Raw genomic sequence first — 18,482 nt, 5'->3', positions numbered from 1 at the left:
CTCAGCCGGCGTACTCCGGATCGGCCGCCGGGTCGTACGGCTGCACCCCCCACGAGCCGTCGTCCGACGCCGGGGCGGGGTGCTCGTTCTGCCAGAGGACGTCGACCGCGGACCACTCCGACGCGCTGCACCAGTCGAGCACGTACGCGTCGTGGGCCACCGGCGCCACGAACAACGACGACCTCGGGATCCGGCCGAGCGACTCCCCCCGTGCGGTCATGCACCCCTGCAGCCGGTCGAACGCCGCGAGGTACTCGCTCCGGGTGACGACGCCGTCCTCGGTCGCCTGGTCCTGCGCCGCGCTCGCCGCGGGCATCGGGGGCGTGCGCAGCCAGCCGTACGACAGCGTCCACCCGAGGTCCCCGTCCACGCTGAGCCGGATCCGGTGGCCGGCGATCTCCGACGATGCGTACGAGCCCGTGACGTGCGACCCGGCGGCGCACGACGCGCTGCCCCCGGTGACACCGGACCCGCGCTCGGTGATCTCGCCGCTCCCGGTGCGACACGTGGCGACCCAGGTGAACGTGTCGGCGCGGGCGGGCGCGCGTCCGACCGTGATCGTCTCGTCCGACGACCCGACCCGCCCGACCGGGCTGCCGACGACCCGCAGGTACGTCGCGCCCGACCCGCCGACGACCGTCGCGGCCTGGCTCTGGGCCTCGAGAGCGGCGGGGTCCGGACTCGCCGCCGCGGTGATCGCTCCACCGGCGGCAGCTCCGCCGAGGACGCACACCACCGCTCCCGCGATCGTCGCCGCCCGCCACCGTCGACGCCGCCGGGGCGTGTGCTCGACGGTGTCGACGAGCAGCGCCCGCAGTGCCCGGTCGCGGTCGCCCGGCTCCCTGTCCGTGGAGGTGCTCATGATCGTGCTCCGTTCCGTTCGACGGCCGGTCGGGTGGTGGGTGCGCTCGCGCCGAGTGCGGCGGCGAGGCGGGTGCGCGCCCGGGAGAGGCGCGACTTCACGGTCCCCGGCGCGATGCCGAGCGCCGCGGCGATCTCCCGCTCGCTGTAGCCCTCGAGGACCGACAGCGTGAGGACCTGCTGGTCGCGGTGCCCGAGCGTGCGGAGGGCACGGACGGCGTCCCCGTCGTCATCCCGGTCCGCGTGGTCGGCGACGGGCTCGGGCGGTGGCAACCGGTCGAGGGCGGCCCGGTACCGCCGGGCCGCACGGGTCTGGTTGCGGGCGACGTTCGTCGCGGTGACGAGGAGCCACGGCAGCAGCGACCCGTCGACGAGCCGCACCCGAGCCCGGTTCCGCCAGGCCTCGAGGAACACGATCGCGACCGTGTCGGCCGCGTCCGTGTCGACCGGCACGAGTCGCACGCAGTGTCGCTGCACCCGGTGGCGGTGCCGGTCGAACACCCGCCCGAACGCCTCGCCGTCACCCTCGAGCGCCATCGCCCAGTCCCCGCTGTCCATACCCTGCAGTGTCCGGGACGGCCGGATCGGTTCCACCCCGCCGCACCGACCGTGGACGAGTCCGGAACACACCGGACCGCCGACCGGTTGCAGCACGGGCGTGGTCGCACGTGGCGGCGACGTGTCGCCCCGGCGACCCCGAGTCGCTCCGGCGACGACGAGAGAGGTGCACCATGTCGATGACCGTCCTGCTCGAGGTCCAGCTCCGGACCGACGTCCCCACCGAGACCGTCGAGGCCGCGATCCGCGAGACCCTCGCCCAGACCGCCGCGTTCGCCGGCAACGAGTCGCTCGAGGTCCTCGTCGACGACGCCGACGCGTCGCGCGTGGTCGTCCTCGAACGGTGGACGACGTCTGCGGACCACGACGCCTACGTCGCGTGGCGCGGCACCGCCGAGGGTGCGGCCAACGCCCTCGCCGCCGTCGTCGCCGCGCCGCCGGTCACCCGGACGTTCGACCGGACCATCACGCTCGACTGACCCCGGGGCGGGAGGTCCCCCGGTCGTCCCCGGGGAGGGCGGTCCCCCGGCCGTGCCCGGGGAGGGCGGTCCCCCGGCCGTGCCCGGGGATGGGACGATTGGGGCATGACCGCCACGCTCGTCGCCAAGGGACTCTCCGGCGGGTACGCCGCACGCACGCTCTTCGACGCCCTCGACCTGACCGTCGCCCCCGGTGACGTCATCGGCGTCGTCGGGGTGAACGGCGCCGGCAAGTCCACCCTGCTGCGCCTGCTCGCCGGGGTGGACGAACCGCTCGCCGGCAGTGTGTCGCTCGCGCCGACCGACGCGTTCGTCGGCTTCCTGCCGCAGGAGCACGAACGCGTCCCCGGCGAGACCGTCGCCGCGTACATCGCCCGACGGACCGGCTGCGCCGAGGCGACCGCGACGATGGACGCCGCCGCTGCCGCGCTCGGCGATCCCGGCGCCGGGGACGCCGCGGCGGACGCCTACTCGGCGGCGCTCGACCGCTGGCTCGCGGCGGGTGCAGCCGACCTCGACGACCGCATCCCCGTCGTGCTCGCCGACCTCGGCCTGGCCGTCGGCGCCGACGAGGACGGTGTCGGGCCGGACTCGCTGATGACCGCGCTGTCCGGCGGGCAGGCCGCCCGCGTCGGCCTCGCCGCCCTGCTGCTCTCGCGGTTCGACATCGTGCTGCTCGACGAGCCGACGAACGACCTCGACCTGGACGGCCTCGACCGGCTCGAGGGCTTCGTGCGCGGCCTCCGAGGCGGGGTCGTCCTCGTCAGCCACGACCGCGAGTTCCTGGCGCGCTCGGTGACCGCCGTCCTCGAGCTCGACCTCGCGCAGTCCTCGAACCGGCTCTTCGGCGGTGGCTACGACTCGTACCTCGAGGAACGCGAGATCGCCCGCCAGCACAGGCGCGACGCCTACGAGGAGTTCGCGTCCACCAAGGCGGACCTCGTCTCCCGCGCCCGCACACAGCGCGAGTGGTCGAGCCAGGGCGTCCGGAACGCGATGCGCAAGAACCCCGACAACGACAAGATCCGTCGTCGTGCTGCCTCCGAGTCGAGCGAGAAGCAGGCGCAGAAGGTCCGTCAGATGGAGTCGCGCATCGCCCGGCTGGACGAGGTCGAGGAGCCGCGCAAGGAGTGGCAGCTCGAGTTCACGATCGGCAGCGCGCCCCGGTCCTCGGCGGTCGTCGCCACGCTGTCCGACGCGACGTTCGTGCAGGGCGACTTCACGCTCGGCCCGGTCTCGCTGCAGGTCGACGGCGGTGACCGCATCGGCATCACCGGACCGAACGGCGCCGGCAAGTCCACGCTGCTCCGCGCACTGCTCGGCAAGCAGGCGCCCACGACCGGCACGGCGTCCCTCGGGTCCAGCGTCGCGGTCGGCGAGATCGACCAGGCACGCGCGGCCTTCACGGGCGAGCAGCCCCTGGCCGACGCGTTCGAGGCGATCGTGCCCGAGTTCACGACGGCGGACGTCCGGACCCTGCTCGCGAAGTTCGGGCTCAAGGCGGACCACGTCGGTCGTCCCGCGAACGCGCTGTCCCCCGGCGAGCGGACCCGCGCCGGCCTCGCACTGCTGCAGGCCCGCGGCGTGAACGTCCTCGTGCTCGACGAACCCACCAACCACCTCGACCTCGCCGCGATCGAGCAGCTCGAACAGGCGCTCGACTCGTACGACGGCACCCTGCTCCTCGTCACGCACGACCGCCGGATGCTCGAGACCGTCCGCCTCGACCGGCAGTGGCGGGTCGAGGCCGGCCGCGTCACCGAGGCCTGACCGACCGCCGCACGGACTCGCCGTCGGTGCCGCCGGTCGGGGTCAGGGCGTCGGTACGCCGGGCGCGGAGCCCGCGGTCGCTCCGCCGCCCCGCGTCCACGAACCGGCCACCGGGCGTACCTCGACGAAGCCGCCCTGCTCGGTGGCGGGGTTCCGCCGGGCGATCGCGACGGCGGCGTCCGGGTCCGGCGCCTCGATGACCCCGATGCCGTCGAGCGCGGCCGTCACCCCGGGACCGCTCGACGGGCCGTCACCGTCGATCCGCACCGACTCGGCGGCAGGACCGAAGGCGAAGGCCGCGACGAGCACGCCGGAGTCGATGAGCTCCGAGGCGTGCCGGTCGTGGGCGGCGAGCTCTTCGGAGGACGCCTCGCCCGGGCCACCGTGGATGAGGACGACGAAGTGCGGCATGCCCCCGGCCTACACCGTGGTCAGGACGGGCGCCCGGAGGTCAGCGACGAAGGCCCAGCCGCTCGATGACCTCGGCGCTCTCCTCGTCCGGGGTGCGGTCGGCGGCGACGGTGATGTGCGCCTCGTCGTCACCGGGGACCTCGAGCGTGGCGAGCTGCGACTGCAGCAGCGACGTCGGCATGAAGTGGCCGGAACGCTTCGACATCCGGTCCTCGATGAGCGCCCCGTCGCCGGCGACGTGCACGAACACCACACCGGGCGCTCGGAGGACGTCGCGGTAGGAGCGCTTGAGCGCCGAACAGGTCACCACGCCGGGGGTCCCCTCGTCGAGGTGTGACCGGATCCACGCCGCGATCACGTCGAGCCACGGCCAGCGGTCCTCGTCGGTGAGCGGGGTCCCGGCGTGCATCTTGTCGACGTTCGCCTGCGGGTGCATGGCGTCGCCCTCGGCGAACTCCCACCCGAGCTGTTCGGCGACCATCGCGGCGACGGTCGACTTGCCGGATCCTGAGACGCCCATCACGACGAGGACGCGTGCGTCGGGTGCGGTGTCGGCGGTCAATGGATGAACACCCCCGCGAGCAGGACGCCCAGAAGACCGAACACCGAGATGAGGCACTCGAGCATCGTCCAGGTCTTGAAGGTCTGCCCCACCGTGGTGTTGAGGTACCCCTTCACGAGCCAGAACCCGGCGTCGTTCACGTGCGACAGGAACACCGATCCGGCACCGATCGCGAGCACGAGCAGCGAGGTCATCGGCGAGGACAGGTCGTGCGCGATCGGCGCCATGATGCCCGCGGCCGTGACGGTGGCGACCGTGGCCGAACCTGTGGCGACGCGCACGAGCGCGGACACCACCCACGCGACGAGCAGCACCGAGATGCCGGAGTCCTTCACGGCGTCGGCGATCACCCCGCCGATGCCGGTGTCGATGAGGACCTGCTTGAAGCCACCGCCGGCACCGACGATGAGGAGGACGCCCGCGACCGGGGGCAGTGCGCTCTCGAGGGACTTCGACACGGCCGAGCGGTCCATGCCGCCGCCGATCGCGAAGAAGACCATCGCGTAGACCGCGGCGATCCCGATGGCGATCATCGGCGACCCGAGGAAGTCGAGCAGGCTGACCCACGAGCCCGAGGCGTCCGGGACGGTGGCTTCGCGGATCGCCTGCGCGAGCATCAGGACGACGGGAAGCAGGATGCCGACGAGCGCGACCGCGAAGGACGGGCTGCGCGGCTCGCTGATGACGCGGGTGAAGTCGCTCTTGCCGTGGGGCAGGGAGGCGGTGTCCTGCGTGGCGGGGCCGCGCCGCGCCTCCCGTCCGCCGGAGGCGGGGTCGTCCGGGCCGGATGCCGACCCACGCGTGCCGAACATGTCCGGTGCGGGGATGTCGACCCAGCGCGCCGCGAACCGCGCGAAGACCGGACCGGCGAGGACGATGACCGGGATCGCGAGCACGATGCCGAACGCGAGCGTCGTGCCGAGGTTCGCGCCGACCGTCGAGATCGCGACGAGCGGGCCGGGGTGCGGCGGGACGAACGCGTGCATCGTCGAGAGACCGACGAGTGCGGGCACGGCGATCTTCATGATCGGGACGGAGCTGCGCTTCGCCACGAGCACGATGATCGGGATGAGGAGGACGAGGCCGACCTCGAAGAACATCGGCAACCCGATGAGCGCTCCGATCAGGGCCATCGTCCACGGAAGCGCCGCCTTCGACGACCGGCGCACGAGGGTGTCGACGACACGGTCCGCCGCGCCGGAGTCGACGAGCATCTTGCCGAACATCGAGCCGAGGCCGACGAGGATGCCGACGCTCGTCATCGTCGCGCCGAACCCGTTGCCGAAGCTCGTGACGGCCTTGTCCGGGGCGAGTCCCGCGCCGATCCCGACGCCGAGCGCACCGATCGTCAACGCGATGAACGGGTGCACCTTGAGCCAGGTGATGAGGGCGATGATCACGACGATGCCGATGACCGCCGCGATGATCAGCTGCGCGACCGGCCCCGACGGGTCGACCGCTTCGGTGCCGGCTGGTTCCGCCGCCAGGACGGTGACCGCGTGGGCCGCGACCGCGTGGGCCGTGGCCGGATCGGCCAGGAGAGCGTGAGGCATCGGTGCCCCTTCCTGGAGCCGCTGCCGTGCGGCTCCGTCGCCTTCGTGTCGAGTGCGGCGGGTGCTTCGCACGCCGACCGCGAATAATCTGATTAATCAGACTATACGACGATCCACCGCGCGGCATCCGCCCTCCGGGGCAGTCTGCCGATTCGATGGGGAGCGCGTCACGTCCACTGCGTGCCGCGTACTGCATGGAGGAACGATGCCGACCGGCCGCGGACTGCACGCCCACGTGCTCGAGACCCTCGGGCAGCGCATCGTCGACGGCACGCTCGCCGCCGGCACCGTGGTCCGGCCCGAGCTCGTCGCCGGCGAGTTCGGCGTGTCGCGGTCGGTCGTCCGCGAGGCGCTCCGCGTCCTGCAGTCCCTCGGGCTCGTCGAACCCCGGCAACGGGTCGGCACGCAGGTGCTCGGCATCGGCTCGTGGGAGCTGCTCGCACCGACCGTCATCCGGTGGCGCGGGGCCTCGCCGTCGTACTTCGTCCAGCAGCGCGAACTCCTCGAGCTGCGCCTCGGCGTGGAGCCCGTCGCCGCGACGCTGACGGCCGGGACACCAGGGGCTGCCGCGGTGCTCGCCGCCGCCACCGACATGACCGCCGCCTGCGGCCGGGAGGACAGCCGCGCCTACCTCGAGGCCGACGTCCGCTTCCACCGGGCGCTCCTGACCGGTTCGGGGAACGCCGTGTTCACGCACTTCGCCGGGACCGTGGAGGCGCTCCTCCGGACCCGCACATCGGAGTCGCGCGACACCATCACGCGCTGGACTCGCGACGCGGCGGCCAGGCACGAGGCCGTCGGGCTGGCGCTCGTCGCCGGTGACGCGGCGAGCGCATCGGCCGCGGCGGGCGAGCTGGTGCGGGTGACGCGCGACGAGTTCATCGCCGAGGCGCCGCAGGCCTGACGCCGTACGCTTCGGCAGGCGGGTCGGCGAGGTTGCACGACACGCCGCAGGCGGGTCGGCGAGGTCGCGGGACACGCCGCGTGCGTGCGACGGGAGCGGCATATCGCGCGACCTCGCGGGGCCGGGACGCGACCGGCCGACGGACGGGAGGCGCGGTGCGGCGCCGTCCCGCGCCTCCCGTCCGACCGTGGCCGGGTCACAGGACACGCCGCGCGTGCTCCGCCCAGGTCGCGCGACGCGCCGCGAGCCCACGCCGGACGCGGCCGATCGTGCGACCTCGACCCCACCCCGTCCCTGACGCGTTCGCTACTTGCGCGCGAACAGGCGCGGACCGCGCAGGCGCAGCCGCATCGTCACGGTGCCGAGCCACCGGTCGTACTTGTAGCCGACCTTGCCCATGCGGCCGACCTCCTCGAAGCCGAGGCGCTCGTGCAGGCGGATCGACGCCTCGGCCTGCCGGTCGGCGATGACCGCGACGATCTCGCGCACGCCGGCGGAGCGGCACTCGTCGATCAGCGCCTCCATGAGTGCCCGGCCGAGCCCCTTCCCGCCGGATGCCGCACCGAGGTAGATCGAGTCCTCGACGACCCGGTTCGAGCGGTCGCGGGGGTTCCACGGGTCGACGAGCGCGTACCCGAGCACCTGCCCGGAGGGGTTCTCGGCGACGAGGAACGGCAGCCCGCGGCGGCGGATCTCGTCGTACCGGCGCTTCCACGCCGCGAACGTGAACGCCGTCGGGTCGAAGGTGACCGAGGAGTTCCGGACGTAGTGCGTGTGGATCTCGCGGACGTCGGGGAGGTCCGTCGGCTCGGCCGCACGGATCGTGTACGTGAACGCGGCTTCGGCCGGCACCGGGGCACGCAGGTGTCGCGGCAGGACCCGCCGTCGCTGGTATTCCTCCTCGAGCACGGGTCCGAGCCTATTCGGCGGGCAGGGTCCAGTCGACCGGTGCGGCGCCCTGCGCGACCAGGAGCTCGTTCACCTGCGAGAAGGGGCGGCTACCGAAGAAGCCCCGCGAGGCGCTGAGCGGGCTCGGGTGCGCCGAGGCGACGACGGGGGTGTCGCCGAGGAGCGGTCGGACCGATGCGGCCTGTGCACCCCACAGCACCGCGACGAGCGGAGTCCCGCGGGCCACGAGGGCGCGGACGGCCTGGTCGGTGACGGCCTCCCAGCCCTTGCCGCGGTGGCTGCCGGCGGCGCCGGCCTCGACGGTCAGGACGCGGTTGAGCAGCAGGACGCCCTGCGCCGACCACGCGCGGAGGTCCCCGTGCGGCGGCGGCGTCACACCGAGGTCGGCCTCGAGTTCGCGGTAGATGTTGGCCAGGCTGCGCGGGACCGGGCGCACGTGCGGGTCGACCGCGAAGGACAGGCCGATCGGGTGCCCTGGCGTCGGGTACGGGTCCTGGCCGACGACGAGCACCCGCACGTCGTCGAACGGGTCGGCGAACGCGCGGAGGACGTGCTCGCCTGCGGGGAGGTACTGCCGGCCGGCGGCGGTCTCGGCGCGGAGCCAGTCGCCCATCCGGTGGACGTCGTCCTCGACGGGGGCGAGGGCCTCGGCCCAGCCGGGGTCGACGAGGTCGGCGAGCGGACGGGGCTGCACGGGGCTAGGCGCCCGTCACGGCGAGGCGACGGTCCGGGTTCGGGTTCGTCACGGCTAGGCGCCCATCGTGGCGACGGCGACCGATTCCTCGCCGGCGACGACGCGCCAGACGCTGCCCGTCCCGCGGACCTCGAGCGCCCCCTCACCGACGACGAGTGTGGTGTCCTCGTCGATCGCCAGCCCGGCGGTGACGAACTCGGCCTCGGCGCTCGCGATGAGCCGGGCGAGCGTGCCGGCCTGGACAGCGTGCACGTCGATGGTCAGGTCGACGAGTCCGAGGCCCTCGCGGAGCTCGACCTCGTCGAGTCCCTCGGATGCCTCCTCGGGGCAGACCTCGACCCCGCCGATGCGCCAGCCGCCCACGAGGGCGCGGTCGGCGGCGATCATCGCGCCGGCCGAGTAGCCGAGGTACGGCAGGCCGTCGGCGACGAGCAGGCGGATCTGGTCGACGAGCGGCGCGACGGCATCGAGGTAGTCCGGCGTGACCCCGCCGCCGACCACCAGGGCGTCGACGTCGCTCAGGACCGTGGTGTCGAACACCTGGCCACTGGCGATCTCGGTCACGAGGACCTCGGCCGTGCGCGGGCCGCCGAGCACCTCGGCGATGTCGGCGGTCGAGGACGGGCTCGCACCCGACGTCGCGGCGACCGAGAGCAGGGCGATGCGCGGAACGGTGCGGCCGACGGCTGCGGACCGGGCCGTGGCCTCGGCGACGAACGGCGCGGCGGCGTCCGAGGCGGCGAAGGGTCCGCCGCCGACGAGGTGGACGCTCACGACTCGGCCGTCACCGGGGCGAGGGCGCTCCACGGGAAGGTGATCCAGCCGTCGACCCGACGCCACACGTGGTCCGGTTCGAGCACCGTGCCGGGCTTCGAGTACAGGCACGCGCTGCGGACGTCGGCCCCGGCGTTCCGGATGATGTCCACGACGAGGCGCAGGGTGCGGCCGGAGTCCGAGACGTCGTCGACGACGAGGACGCGCTTGCCGGACAGGCTCGGGGCGTCGAGCGCGGGCGACAGGATCACCGGCTCCTCGAGGCGCTGCTCGACATCGGTGTAGAACTCGACGTTGATCGAGCCGCACTCCTTGGTGCCCAGCGCGTAGGCGACCGCACCGGCGATGATGAGCCCACCGCGGGCGACCGCGACGACCACCTCGGGTTCGAAGCCGGAGGACAGGACGTCCTTGGCGAGCAGGCGTGCGGCGTCACCGAACTCGAGCCAGCCGAGCACCTCGGGCCCGCTCGTCGCGGTCACGGTCGAGGGAGCCTGGGCGGGTGACCCGGATTCGCTGCTGATCGGCATCCGACAACGGTACCGGCACGGACCCCGCGCCCGCGACCCGCGTGTGCTGCCCGGGCGCGTGCGGGTCAGGCCCGGGGCGTCAGCGTGCCGCGCGCGAGCTTGTGCTGGGCGGACTGGGCCACCGGCCGGACCGTCACGAGGTCGAGGTTCACGTGCGGGGGCAGTTCCACCGCGTGCACGATCGCCTCGGCGACGTCCTCGGCCACGAGCGGGTCCGGGACGTCCTCGTAGACGGCGGCGGCCTTCTCGGCGTCGCCGCGGAACCGGGTCAGCGCGAACTCGTCGGTCTTCACCAGCCCGGGCGCGATCTCGACCACCCGGATGGGCTCGCCGTTCAGCTCGAGCCGGAGCGCTGCCACGAGGGCGTGCTCGGCGAACTTCGCGGCGTTGTAGCCGCCGCCGTTCTCGTACGCCACGTGCCCGGCGGTGCTCGTCACCGTGACGATGTCGGCGCTCCCGGCGTCGACCGCGCGGCGACGGAGGTGCGGGAGCAGGGCCGAGACGACCCGCTTCGTCCCGAGGACGTTCACCTCGAACATCGCGCGCCAGTCGTCGACGTCGGACTCCTCGACCGATGCGGACCCGAGGGCGCCGCCGGCGTTGTTCACGAGCACGTCCGCTCCCCCGAGCTCCTCGACGCGCGCCGCGACTGCCTCGACGTCGGACGCGCTCGTGACGTCCGCGACGAGGACGTCGGCACCGGTCGACGCGGCGAGCGTCTCGAGCTTCTCGGCGCGCCGGGCGACGGCGAGGACGTCCCACCCGCGCGAGCGGAACAGCCGGACGGTCGCGGCTCCGATGCCCGAGCTCGCTCCGGTGACGACTGCGCGACGAGATGCCATGTGCTTCCTCCGTGGACGGGGTGGGGGTGTCCCGTCAACCGTACCGATCCGAGGAGGTCACGATCCGGTAACGTGACCGGGCATGACGACGGAAGCCGCGCCTCCAGCGCCCTCGGCGCCCGCGACCGAGCTCGAGCCCGGCCGCGCGAAGCGTCGTATCCCGATGTGGGACACGGCGCGGTTCCTCGCGGTCACGCTCGTGGTGATCGGCCACGCGATCCAGCGGCAGACGGCGGCGAGCGAGCACGCCCTCGCGCTGTACACCTTCATCTACGCGTTCCACATGCCGGCGTTCGGCGTCATCAGCGGGTACTTCTCCTCCGCGGACACCCCGACCGCGAAGCGCATGCGGCGGACGATCACGGACATCGTCGTGCCGTACATCATCATGCAGACGATCTGGACCGTGGTGCAGGCCCTGGTCGAGGGCGGCAAGAAGTTCAACCCGACCCAGCCGACCTGGACCCTCTGGTTCCTGCTCGCGCTCGGGATCTTCAAGCTGATCCTCCCGTACCTCGCGCAGCTGCGCTGGCCGCTGTTCTGGGCCGTCGTGTTCAGCATCGGCGTGGGCTACTTCGACAACGTCGACTCCACGCTGTCGCTGTCCCGGGCGATCAGCCTCCTGCCGTTCTTCCTGCTCGGCTGGCAGGTGAAGCAGTGGGGGCTCTTCGACCGCTGGTACGAGGCCCCGCGACGCACGGTGGTCCGGATCCGCATCGCGGCCGGGGCGGTGTTCGTCGCGTGGGCGGTGGCGTGTGCGATCTGGATCCCGCAGTTCAAGCAGTTCGACCTGCACCACTGGTTCTTCTACGACGACTCCTACTCGGGTCTCGGCGAGGACGCCTGGTGGGCCGGCGGGGTCCGGTTCGGCCTGATGCTGCTCGCGACCGTCCTCACCGCGTCGTTCCTGCTGCTCGTGCCCCGTCGGAACGTGTGGATCACCCAGTTCGGCGCCGCGACGATGTACGTGTACCTGCTGCACACGTTCGTGCTCTACCCGATCCGCGAGTCCGGGGTGCTCGCCGGCCAGCACTCGGCGTGGCCGTACGTCCTGCTCATGGTCGGGATCGCCTGCGCCGTCAGCCTGTTCCTCGCGCAGCCGTTCGTCCGGCGCGGGATGCGGTGGCTGCTCGAGCCCAACGTGCGCTGGCTGTTCCGCCGCGACCCCGCGTAGCGCGGTCGCGGCCCGGCGCGGACCCCGCACCGTGCGGACTCCGCAACCTGGTGCGAGGCTGCACGCTGCGTGCGCCGCTACGACCCTGCACCCAGCGGTCGCCACCGCACCTGGTGCGGGTGCGGCGCGGACCGGCGCGGACCGGCGCGGACCCCGCACCGTGCCGACTCCGCCACCTGGTGCGAGGCTGCACGCTGCGTGCGCCGCTAGGACCCCGCACCCAGCCGTCGCCAGCGCACCCGGCGACGAACCTCGCACCGTGCCGGCTCGCCCATCTCCCGTCGGGCTGCGCGCTCGGCGCGGCCTGCTCCGCGCACGCACCGTGCGAACTCCGTCACACGGTGCGACGTTCCACGCCCGGTGCGACGCAACAGCGCCGCACCGAGCCACCAACACGGCTCCCGCTGGCGAACCCCGCACCGTGCGGACGGCGTCACCCGGTGCGACGTTCCACGCTCGGAGCGACGCAACAGCGCCGCACCGAGCCACCAACACGGCACCCGCTGGCGAACCCCGCACCGTGCAGGGCGGAGTCCGCAGCACCAGCCGGCGAAGCTCGCACGGTGCAGTGCGGGGCGAGGCCCGCGGCACCAGCCCGCGAACCTCGCACGGTGCGGGGCTGGCTGGGCGGGACGGCCGGGAGGCGCGGGGCGCCTCGACCGCGGTCGTTACGTCCCGAGGCGGGCGCGCTGGTGCCAGCGCGACCACCTGCGTACCGTGACGGGCGACGCACAGCCGCGCCGCGCCTCCCGGGCCGAGCGCTGGACGACCCGACGACCCGTTGACCGCCACCGGACAGGAGCACGAGATGACCCAGAACGACGCCGCCCAGTGGCGCTTCGAGACCACGCAGATCCACGCCGGCGCGCAGCCCGACCCGACCACGGGTGCCCGTGCGACCCCGATCTACAAGACGACCTCGTACGTCTTCGCGAACTCCGACGAGGCACGTGACCTCTTCGCCCTGGCCAAGCCGGGCAACATCTACTCGCGCATCATGAACCCGACGAACGACGTCGTGGAGCAGCGGATCGCGGCGCTCGAGGGCGGCTCCGGTGCCCTTCTGGTGTCGAGCGGACAGGCCGCCGAGACCTACGCTGTGCTCAACATCGCCGGTGCCGGGGACCACATCGTGTCCTCCTCGTCGATCTACGGCGGCACGTACAACCTGTTCAAGTACACGCTCGCGAAGCTCGGCATCGAGACGACCTTCGTCGAGGACCAGGACGACCTCGACGAGTGGCGCCGGGCGGTCCGACCGAACACGAAGCTCTTCTTCGCCGAGACGATCGGCAACCCGAAGATCAACGTGCTGGACATCACCGGCGTCAGCGAGGTCGCCCACGAGTCCGGCGTGCCGCTCATCGTCGACAACACGATCGCGACCCCGTACCTCATCCGTCCGTTCGAGCACGGTGCGGACATCGTGGTGCACTCGGCGACGAAGTTCCTCGGCGGCCACGGCACGGTCATCGGCGGGATCATCGTCGACTCCGGGAAGTTCGCGTGGTCGCAGCACCCGGACAAGTTCCCGGAGTTCAACACTCCCGACCCCTCGTACCACGGCGCGGTCTTCGCCGAGGCCGTCGGCAACGAGCTCGCCTACATCGTCAAGGCCCGGGTGCAGCTGCTCCGCGACCTCGGTGCGTCGAACTCGGCGGACACCGCGTTCGCGCTGCTGCAGGGCATCGAGACGCTGTCGCTCCGGATCGAGCGGCACGTGTCGAACGCGCAGGAGATCGCGGAGTGGCTCGACCGGCACCCGGACGTCGCGACCGTCGCCTACGCCGGGCTGCCGACGTCGCCGTGGTACGCCGCGGCGAACCGCTACGCGCCGAAGGGCGTCGGAGCGGTGCTGTCGTTCGAGCTGAAGGGCGGCGTGCCGGCGGGCAAGGCGTTCGTGGACAACTTGCAGCTGTTCTCGCACCTGGCGAACATCGGCGACGTGCGCTCCCTGGTGATCCACCCGGCGTCGACCACGCACTCGCAGCTCACGCCCGAGCAGCAGCTCACCACCGGGGTCACGCCCGGCCTGGTGCGCCTCTCGGTGGGGATCGAGAACGTCGAGGACCTGAAGGCCGACCTCGAGGCGGGGCTCGCCGCGGCCCGCTCGGTCGCGCAGGAGGGTCAGCGCGCGTAGCGGCCCCGGGCGCGGGGGCTGTCCGGGCCCTCGCCGGGGCGACTCGGAACGACGTGGTCGTTGTCGTACGACAACGGCCACGTCGTTCGTTGCACCCGCAACACTTGCGTGCGCCCGGGAGCGACAACGTCGATGTCGTACGACGTCGACGAAGTCGTTCCGACTCGGCGCCCGACCAGCACGACGCCGCACGCACGCCCGCAAGCACCCGCGACCCGCCGCCCTGGACCCGCGACGCGCCGGACGTGACGTAACACTGGCGGCTCGCACCACGCCTCCCGGCAGACTGGACCCGATGGACTGGCAGACGACCCCCGAGGACTCCGTGCCGTCCACCCTCGTGCCCGGAACGGAACTCGGCACGCTCGGCAAGCCGCCGGTCACCGGCGCCTGGCGCCCGGGCGACAACCCCGGTGCCCGACACTTCGCGTCGATCGGCGAGCAGTGGGTCCGCGGCGGCCGCATCCCGGCCGTGCGGGTGGCCTACGAGACCTGGGGCACCCTCGACGCCGACCGCGGCAACGCGGTCCTGGTCTTCCACGCGTTGACGGGCGACTCGCACGTGGCCGGGGCTCCCGGACCGGGACACCGCACCGCCGGCTGGTGGGGCGACGTCGTCGGACCGGGCCGCGCGATCGACACGGACCGCTGGTTCGTCATCGCACCGAACATGCTCGGCGGCTGCCAGGGCACGACCGGACCGTCGTCGGTGTCGCCGGATGGCCTCGAGTGGGGCTCCCGCTTCCCGTTCGTCACCGTGCGCGACCAGGTCGCGGTGCAGGCGCAGCTCGCGGACCGGCTCGGCATCGACACCTTCGCCGCCGTCGTGGGCGGGTCGATGGGTGGCATGCACGCGCTCGAGTTCGCGGTCACGCACCCGTCGCGGGTGGCGCGCCTCGCCGTCCTGGCGAGCACGGCGCAGACGACGGCCGACCAGATCGCCGCGAACTCGCTGCAGCGCGCCGCGATCCAGATGGACCCCGCGTTCGCCGGCGGCGACTACTACGAGGCGGACGCCGGCGAGGGGCCGCACCGTGGGCTCGCGCTCGCACGGCGGATGGCGCTGATGACCTACCGGGCCTCGGACGAGTTGAACGGCCGGTTCGCCCGGTCGTGGCAGAGCGACGTCTCACCGCTCGGCGACGACGGCCGCTTCTCGGTCGAGAGCTACCTCGACTTCCACGGGAACAAGTTCACGCGGCGGTTCGACGCGAGCTCGTACGTCACCCTCACGCACGCGATGGACTCGCACGACGTCGGTGCCGGGCGGGGCGGTGTCGCGGCGGCGCTCGCGCAGGTGACGGCCCGCACGCTGGTCGTCGGGGTGTCGAGCGACCGGTTGTTCCCGATCGAGGACCAGCACCGCATCGCGGCCGGTGTGCCGGACGCCCTCGACGGTGACCGTGCGGCAGTCATCGAGAGCGAGTTCGGGCACGACGGGTTCCTCATCGAGCACGAAGCGGTCGGCGCGCACCTGCGGCGGCTGCTCGACTGAACGACGGGCGACGGGGTGCGCGCCGCCCGCGCACCCGTCCGCGCCGCCCGCGCACCCTCGCGCGCCGCCCGCGCACCCTCGCGTGTCGTTCTGATCGCATCCGCAATAACAATCGCGGCACCATCCGGTCGGACCGGGCGCGCCGAACACCCCCCAACGGGTGTCGCGCGTGGAATGATGGCGTGGTGCCCAGCCCGAACCAGGCTCGGCCTTCCCTCCGCACCACCGCCACGACCAGGACACCGATGGACTTCATCGCACAGGAACGCGACCGCTTGCTCCGGTCGACGACCCGTGTCGTCGGCATCGTCTGCGCCCTCGTGTCCGTCGTCGCGGTCATCTGCGCCCTCGCGGTCCCGGTCGTCCCGCTGCTCGGCGGCCTCGCCTGCATCGCGATCATGATCGCCGGGTTCCTCGTCCTCGGGTGGAACGCCTCGGTGTGGTGGACGGCGCTCATCCTGGCCTCCGGCCTCGGCGCCCTCGCACTCCTGCTGCTCGGCGTCGACGACGTGGCACGCCCGGTGATCGCCTCGGCGGTGATGCCCCTCGCCGCCGGCAGCATCTCGGCACCGTTGATGTCGCAGCGCGGCAACCCCGTCGGACTCGGGATGACCATCCTCGCCGGAGCAGTGGTCGTCGTCGCCATCGTCTGGGCGAGCGGCGGCATCCTCGCCGCCCCGGTCACCGGCGCGCTCCTCGGCTGGGTCCTCATCACGGTCGTGACCATCTGGATCTCCCGGAGCATCCCGCGTGTCGCCCGACGGATCTACAGCATCGGCACCGCGCACCGTGCCGAACGGCAGGCCAGCGAGACCGAGGCGCAGCGTCGACAGGGCGCCCGACTCCTGCACGACACCGTGCTCGCCACGCTGACGCTCCTCGCGCACTCCGGCGTCGGCGTCTCCGAGCAGGCGATGCGCGAGCAGGCAGCCGAGGATGCGCGCCTCCTCCGCCACCTCCGGCTCGGCGCGACGCCGCAGCCGCAGCAGTCCGGGGACTACTCGCTCACCCGCGAAGAGGAGTCCCCGCTCGGGCAGACGCTCGAGTCGGTCAAGCAGCGCTTCGGCCGCATGGGGCTCGAGGTGAGCTGGCACGGCACCGGCCAGGTCCTCCTGCCGTCGAACGTGCTCGACGCCTTCCTGCTCGCGCTCGGCGAGTGCCTCGAGAACGTCCGTCGGCACGCCGGCGTCGGCGAGGCGCACGTCACGATCGTGCACGACAACGAGATGGTCCGCGCGATGGTCACCGACTCGGGCGTCGGCTTCGACCTCACGCACGTCAGCGCCGAGCGCCTCGGCTTCAAGGAGAGCGTCGTCAACCGCCTCCGCGAGGTCGGCGGCGACGCGAAGCTGTTCTCCGCGCCGGGCTCCGGCACCACCGTCGTCCTGGAGGCACCGCGATGAGCCGCATCCCCGAGGACACCATGAGCGCCGGACTCCCCGGCGAGACCGTGCAGCCCGCTCCGCGGACCCGACGGGAGGCGCGGGAGCGGTACCGGGGCAGCGAACGTCGACAGGCGCGCGGCCTTCCCTCCACCTCGACCGGTGCCCGGTCGCTGCGGCAGGCCGCCAAGCCCGGTGCCTCGCTCGGCGCCGGGTACCTGGGGCTCGGCGCCGCCGTCCTCACCGGCATCGAGGCCGTCGCGGGGATCGTCTTCTTCCTCATCCGCTGGACCGAGTTCACGAACCCGTGGCTGCCGGCCGCCGCGTGGGCGCTCTACCTCATCGCCGCGGTCGGCGTCGGTCTGAGCCTGCTCACCTACGGCGAACGACTGACCGGCCCGGCGTTCGTGCTCATCTGCGTCGTCCTCGGCTGCGTCGTGACGCTCGACTTCATCGGGATCTGGCCCGAGCACGACATCGCCCACACCGCGTCGGCCTCCGTCGCCGCCGGCTTCGCCCTGCTGCCCATCGCGACGCTCCGCCCCGCCCGCGAGGTCGCCGCCGCCATCGCCGTGCTCGGCCTCGCCTTCGTCGCGATGGCCGTCGCCTCCACCCCGATCACGAGCGACACGCTGCCCGCGATCGTGTCGACCGTCGCACTCGTGACCGTCCCGCCGTCGATCGCGCTCTTCGTCGTGCACCGGTTCCGGCAGCTCGTGCAGCGCGAACTCGACCGGGTGCTCGTGCAGAGCAACGTCGGAGCGCCGCAGTTCGCCGTCGGGATGCTCGCGTCGGACGAGCTCGCCCGGCTCGACCTCGCCGCCGAGAAGCTGCTCGACGCCGTCGCCAACGGCAGCGACCCGCTCCCGCTCTCCGACGCCTCGGCGTCCGTCGCGGCCTCGCTCGCGACCGAACTGCGACTGCACCTCATCGAGGGGCGCCGCGAGACCTGGCTCTACCACGCGATCACGGAGTCGGACAACCTCGGCCGCTCGGTCAGCGTCGCGGATCCGCAGTCGCTCGCCGGCCATCTCTCCCCCGCGCAACGGGACGGCCTGCTGCAGACGCTGTGGCAGATGGTCGGCGACGGCAAGCAGACCCAGGCCGGTTCGCCCGTGGTCTCGGTCACCCTCGGCCCGGTCGGCTCGGACGGTCACCCCGTCACCGACGAGACCATGGACGTCCCGGTCGTCTTCGAGTCCCGCGGTGTCCCCCGGCGTCGGCTCGGACCGACCGCGTGGAGCGCGCTGCAGCGGATCGGGCCCTACCAGGACTCCGTCCGCGACGGTGTCCTGCACGTCGTCGCCCACTGCGTCGTCGATCGGCACCCGTCGATGTAGTCGTCGCACGGAACCGGCTGGCCCGACTGCCGGACACCCTGACCAGCCTGCCCGTGCCACGTGGCCCGTCCACCTAGGATCAGCCACGACCGCCCCCGAGAAAG

Annotated in this window: 18 protein-coding genes; 8 read left to right on the top strand and 10 right to left on the bottom strand. The window is 72.9% G+C overall.

Annotation, left to right across the window (positions count from 1 at the left end):
- Position 1: 1 nt before the first annotated feature.
- Both ACNQOV_RS05990 and ACNQOV_RS05985 read right to left on the bottom strand, forming a co-directional pair.
- Positions 2-862, bottom strand: coding sequence for a hypothetical protein (locus ACNQOV_RS05990; protein ID WP_022908258.1), 861 nt, complete (start codon positions 860-862; stop codon positions 2-4).
- The gene (locus tag ACNQOV_RS05985; protein WP_416393767.1) at positions 859-1,419 is read right to left on the bottom strand and encodes an RNA polymerase sigma factor; all 561 of its coding nucleotides are present in this window, start codon (positions 1,417-1,419) and stop codon (positions 859-861) included. The genes ACNQOV_RS05990 and ACNQOV_RS05985 overlap by 4 nt, the downstream gene beginning before the upstream one ends.
- A gap of 173 nt (positions 1,420-1,592) precedes the next feature.
- Here ACNQOV_RS05985 and ACNQOV_RS05980 point away from each other — a divergent pair, with 173 nt between their 5' ends.
- Together ACNQOV_RS05980 and ACNQOV_RS05975 are read left to right on the top strand one after the other, a co-directional pair.
- Positions 1,593-1,898: a putative quinol monooxygenase gene (locus tag ACNQOV_RS05980; RefSeq protein WP_416393766.1), complete on the top strand. Its 306-nt coding sequence runs from the start codon at positions 1,593-1,595 to the stop codon at positions 1,896-1,898.
- Between the two features lie 105 nt (positions 1,899-2,003).
- Positions 2,004-3,668 carry an ABC-F family ATP-binding cassette domain-containing protein gene (locus tag ACNQOV_RS05975; protein WP_416393764.1) on the top strand — a complete coding sequence of 555 codons (1,665 nt, stop codon included), beginning with the start codon at positions 2,004-2,006 and terminating at the stop codon, positions 3,666-3,668.
- 42 nt (positions 3,669-3,710) lie between these two features.
- Here the strand turns inward: ACNQOV_RS05975 and ACNQOV_RS05970 are convergent, their stop codons facing one another.
- The 3 genes from ACNQOV_RS05970 to ACNQOV_RS05960 are packed head-to-tail and all read right to left on the bottom strand — an operon-like array spanning position 3,711 to position 6,194.
- A complete protein-coding gene (locus ACNQOV_RS05970; protein ID WP_416393763.1) occupies positions 3,711-4,079 on the bottom strand; it encodes a YciI family protein in 369 nt (122 codons plus the stop codon).
- A 40-nt stretch (positions 4,080-4,119) separates the two neighbouring features.
- Positions 4,120-4,599 carry a gluconokinase gene (locus tag ACNQOV_RS05965; protein ID WP_402263842.1) on the bottom strand — a complete coding sequence of 160 codons (480 nt, stop codon included), beginning with the start codon at positions 4,597-4,599 and terminating at the stop codon, positions 4,120-4,122.
- 38 nt (positions 4,600-4,637) lie between these two features.
- Positions 4,638-6,194, bottom strand: coding sequence for a GntP family permease (locus ACNQOV_RS05960; RefSeq protein ID WP_416393762.1), 1,557 nt, complete (start codon positions 6,192-6,194; stop codon positions 4,638-4,640).
- 205 nt (positions 6,195-6,399) lie between these two features.
- Here ACNQOV_RS05960 and ACNQOV_RS05955 point away from each other — a divergent pair, with 205 nt between their 5' ends.
- Complete coding sequence (locus ACNQOV_RS05955) at positions 6,400-7,098, top strand: FadR/GntR family transcriptional regulator (protein WP_416393761.1); 699 nt, start codon at positions 6,400-6,402, stop codon at positions 7,096-7,098.
- Between the two features lie 306 nt (positions 7,099-7,404).
- Here ACNQOV_RS05955 and ACNQOV_RS05950 read toward each other — a convergent pair whose 3' ends face one another.
- The 5 genes from ACNQOV_RS05950 to ACNQOV_RS05930 all read right to left on the bottom strand — a co-directional run bounded on the left by ACNQOV_RS05950 (position 7,405) and on the right by ACNQOV_RS05930 (position 10,847).
- A complete protein-coding gene (locus ACNQOV_RS05950) occupies positions 7,405-8,007 on the bottom strand; it encodes a GNAT family N-acetyltransferase (protein WP_402263506.1) in 603 nt (200 codons plus the stop codon).
- Positions 8,008-8,017: 10 nt separating this feature from the next.
- Positions 8,018-8,701 carry a uracil-DNA glycosylase gene (locus tag ACNQOV_RS05945; RefSeq protein ID WP_416393760.1) on the bottom strand — a complete coding sequence of 228 codons (684 nt, stop codon included), beginning with the start codon at positions 8,699-8,701 and terminating at the stop codon, positions 8,018-8,020.
- 54 nt (positions 8,702-8,755) lie between these two features.
- Positions 8,756-9,475 carry a Type 1 glutamine amidotransferase-like domain-containing protein gene (locus ACNQOV_RS05940; RefSeq protein WP_416393759.1) on the bottom strand — a complete coding sequence of 240 codons (720 nt, stop codon included), beginning with the start codon at positions 9,473-9,475 and terminating at the stop codon, positions 8,756-8,758.
- Positions 9,472-10,005, bottom strand: coding sequence for a phosphoribosyltransferase (locus tag ACNQOV_RS05935; protein WP_402263515.1), 534 nt, complete (start codon positions 10,003-10,005; stop codon positions 9,472-9,474). Before ACNQOV_RS05935 ends, ACNQOV_RS05940 begins: the two co-directional genes overlap by 4 nt.
- Before the next feature lie 65 nt (positions 10,006-10,070).
- Positions 10,071-10,847, bottom strand: a complete 777-nt coding sequence (locus tag ACNQOV_RS05930; protein ID WP_416393758.1) for an SDR family oxidoreductase — start codon at positions 10,845-10,847, stop codon at positions 10,071-10,073.
- A gap of 82 nt (positions 10,848-10,929) precedes the next feature.
- Between ACNQOV_RS05930 and ACNQOV_RS05925 the strand changes: the two genes are divergently transcribed.
- The 5 genes from ACNQOV_RS05925 to ACNQOV_RS05905 all read left to right on the top strand — a co-directional run bounded on the left by ACNQOV_RS05925 (position 10,930) and on the right by ACNQOV_RS05905 (position 18,378).
- The gene (locus ACNQOV_RS05925; protein WP_416393757.1) at positions 10,930-12,021 is read left to right on the top strand and encodes an acyltransferase family protein; all 1,092 of its coding nucleotides are present in this window, start codon (positions 10,930-10,932) and stop codon (positions 12,019-12,021) included.
- Positions 12,022-12,829: 808 nt separating this feature from the next.
- Positions 12,830-14,161, top strand: coding sequence for a bifunctional o-acetylhomoserine/o-acetylserine sulfhydrylase (locus ACNQOV_RS05920; RefSeq protein ID WP_031261155.1), 1,332 nt, complete (start codon positions 12,830-12,832; stop codon positions 14,159-14,161).
- Between the two features lie 295 nt (positions 14,162-14,456).
- Positions 14,457-15,656 (top strand): homoserine O-acetyltransferase MetX, encoded by a 1,200-nt coding sequence (gene metX, locus ACNQOV_RS05915; protein WP_416393756.1) that lies wholly within the window; start codon positions 14,457-14,459, stop codon positions 15,654-15,656.
- 245 nt (positions 15,657-15,901) lie between these two features.
- A complete protein-coding gene (locus tag ACNQOV_RS05910; RefSeq protein ID WP_402263524.1) occupies positions 15,902-17,059 on the top strand; it encodes a sensor histidine kinase in 1,158 nt (385 codons plus the stop codon).
- Positions 17,056-18,378: a hypothetical protein gene (locus ACNQOV_RS05905; protein ID WP_402263527.1), complete on the top strand. Its 1,323-nt coding sequence runs from the start codon at positions 17,056-17,058 to the stop codon at positions 18,376-18,378. The genes ACNQOV_RS05910 and ACNQOV_RS05905 overlap by 4 nt, the downstream gene beginning before the upstream one ends.
- The last annotated feature ends 104 nt before the right edge of the window (positions 18,379-18,482 follow it).

It is taken from the genome of Curtobacterium sp. LFS084 (assembly GCF_047977705.1).
In the GTDB taxonomy this organism is placed as follows: Bacteria; Actinomycetota; Actinomycetes; order Actinomycetales; family Microbacteriaceae; genus Curtobacterium.
Note: the sequence above shows the minus strand (reverse complement) of the source record. Positions and strands in the feature narration are given on the sequence as shown.

Bases quoted from the DNA above. Each gene is read 5' to 3' on its own strand.
- ACNQOV_RS05990 (WP_022908258.1), bottom strand. From the start codon at position 862: ATGAGCACCTCCACGGACAGGGAGCCGGGCGACCGCGACCGGGCACTG.
- ACNQOV_RS05985 (WP_416393767.1), bottom strand. From the start codon at position 1,419: ATGGACAGCGGGGACTGGGCGATGGCGCTCGAGGGTGACGGCGAGGCG.
- ACNQOV_RS05980 (WP_416393766.1), top strand. From the start codon at position 1,593: ATGTCGATGACCGTCCTGCTCGAGGTCCAGCTCCGGACCGACGTCCCC.
- ACNQOV_RS05975 (WP_416393764.1), top strand. From the start codon at position 2,004: ATGACCGCCACGCTCGTCGCCAAGGGACTCTCCGGCGGGTACGCCGCA.
- ACNQOV_RS05970 (WP_416393763.1), bottom strand. From the start codon at position 4,079: ATGCCGCACTTCGTCGTCCTCATCCACGGTGGCCCGGGCGAGGCGTCC.
- ACNQOV_RS05965 (WP_402263842.1), bottom strand. From the start codon at position 4,599: ATGGGCGTCTCAGGATCCGGCAAGTCGACCGTCGCCGCGATGGTCGCC.
- ACNQOV_RS05960 (WP_416393762.1), bottom strand. From the start codon at position 6,194: ATGCCTCACGCTCTCCTGGCCGATCCGGCCACGGCCCACGCGGTCGCG.
- ACNQOV_RS05955 (WP_416393761.1), top strand. From the start codon at position 6,400: ATGCCGACCGGCCGCGGACTGCACGCCCACGTGCTCGAGACCCTCGGG.
- ACNQOV_RS05935 (WP_402263515.1), bottom strand. From the start codon at position 10,005: ATGCCGATCAGCAGCGAATCCGGGTCACCCGCCCAGGCTCCCTCGACC.
- ACNQOV_RS05930 (WP_416393758.1), bottom strand. From the start codon at position 10,847: ATGGCATCTCGTCGCGCAGTCGTCACCGGAGCGAGCTCGGGCATCGGA.
- ACNQOV_RS05925 (WP_416393757.1), top strand. From the start codon at position 10,930: ATGACGACGGAAGCCGCGCCTCCAGCGCCCTCGGCGCCCGCGACCGAG.
- ACNQOV_RS05920 (WP_031261155.1), top strand. From the start codon at position 12,830: ATGACCCAGAACGACGCCGCCCAGTGGCGCTTCGAGACCACGCAGATC.
- metX (WP_416393756.1), top strand. From the start codon at position 14,457: ATGGACTGGCAGACGACCCCCGAGGACTCCGTGCCGTCCACCCTCGTG.
- ACNQOV_RS05910 (WP_402263524.1), top strand. From the start codon at position 15,902: ATGGACTTCATCGCACAGGAACGCGACCGCTTGCTCCGGTCGACGACC.
- ACNQOV_RS05905 (WP_402263527.1), top strand. From the start codon at position 17,056: ATGAGCCGCATCCCCGAGGACACCATGAGCGCCGGACTCCCCGGCGAG.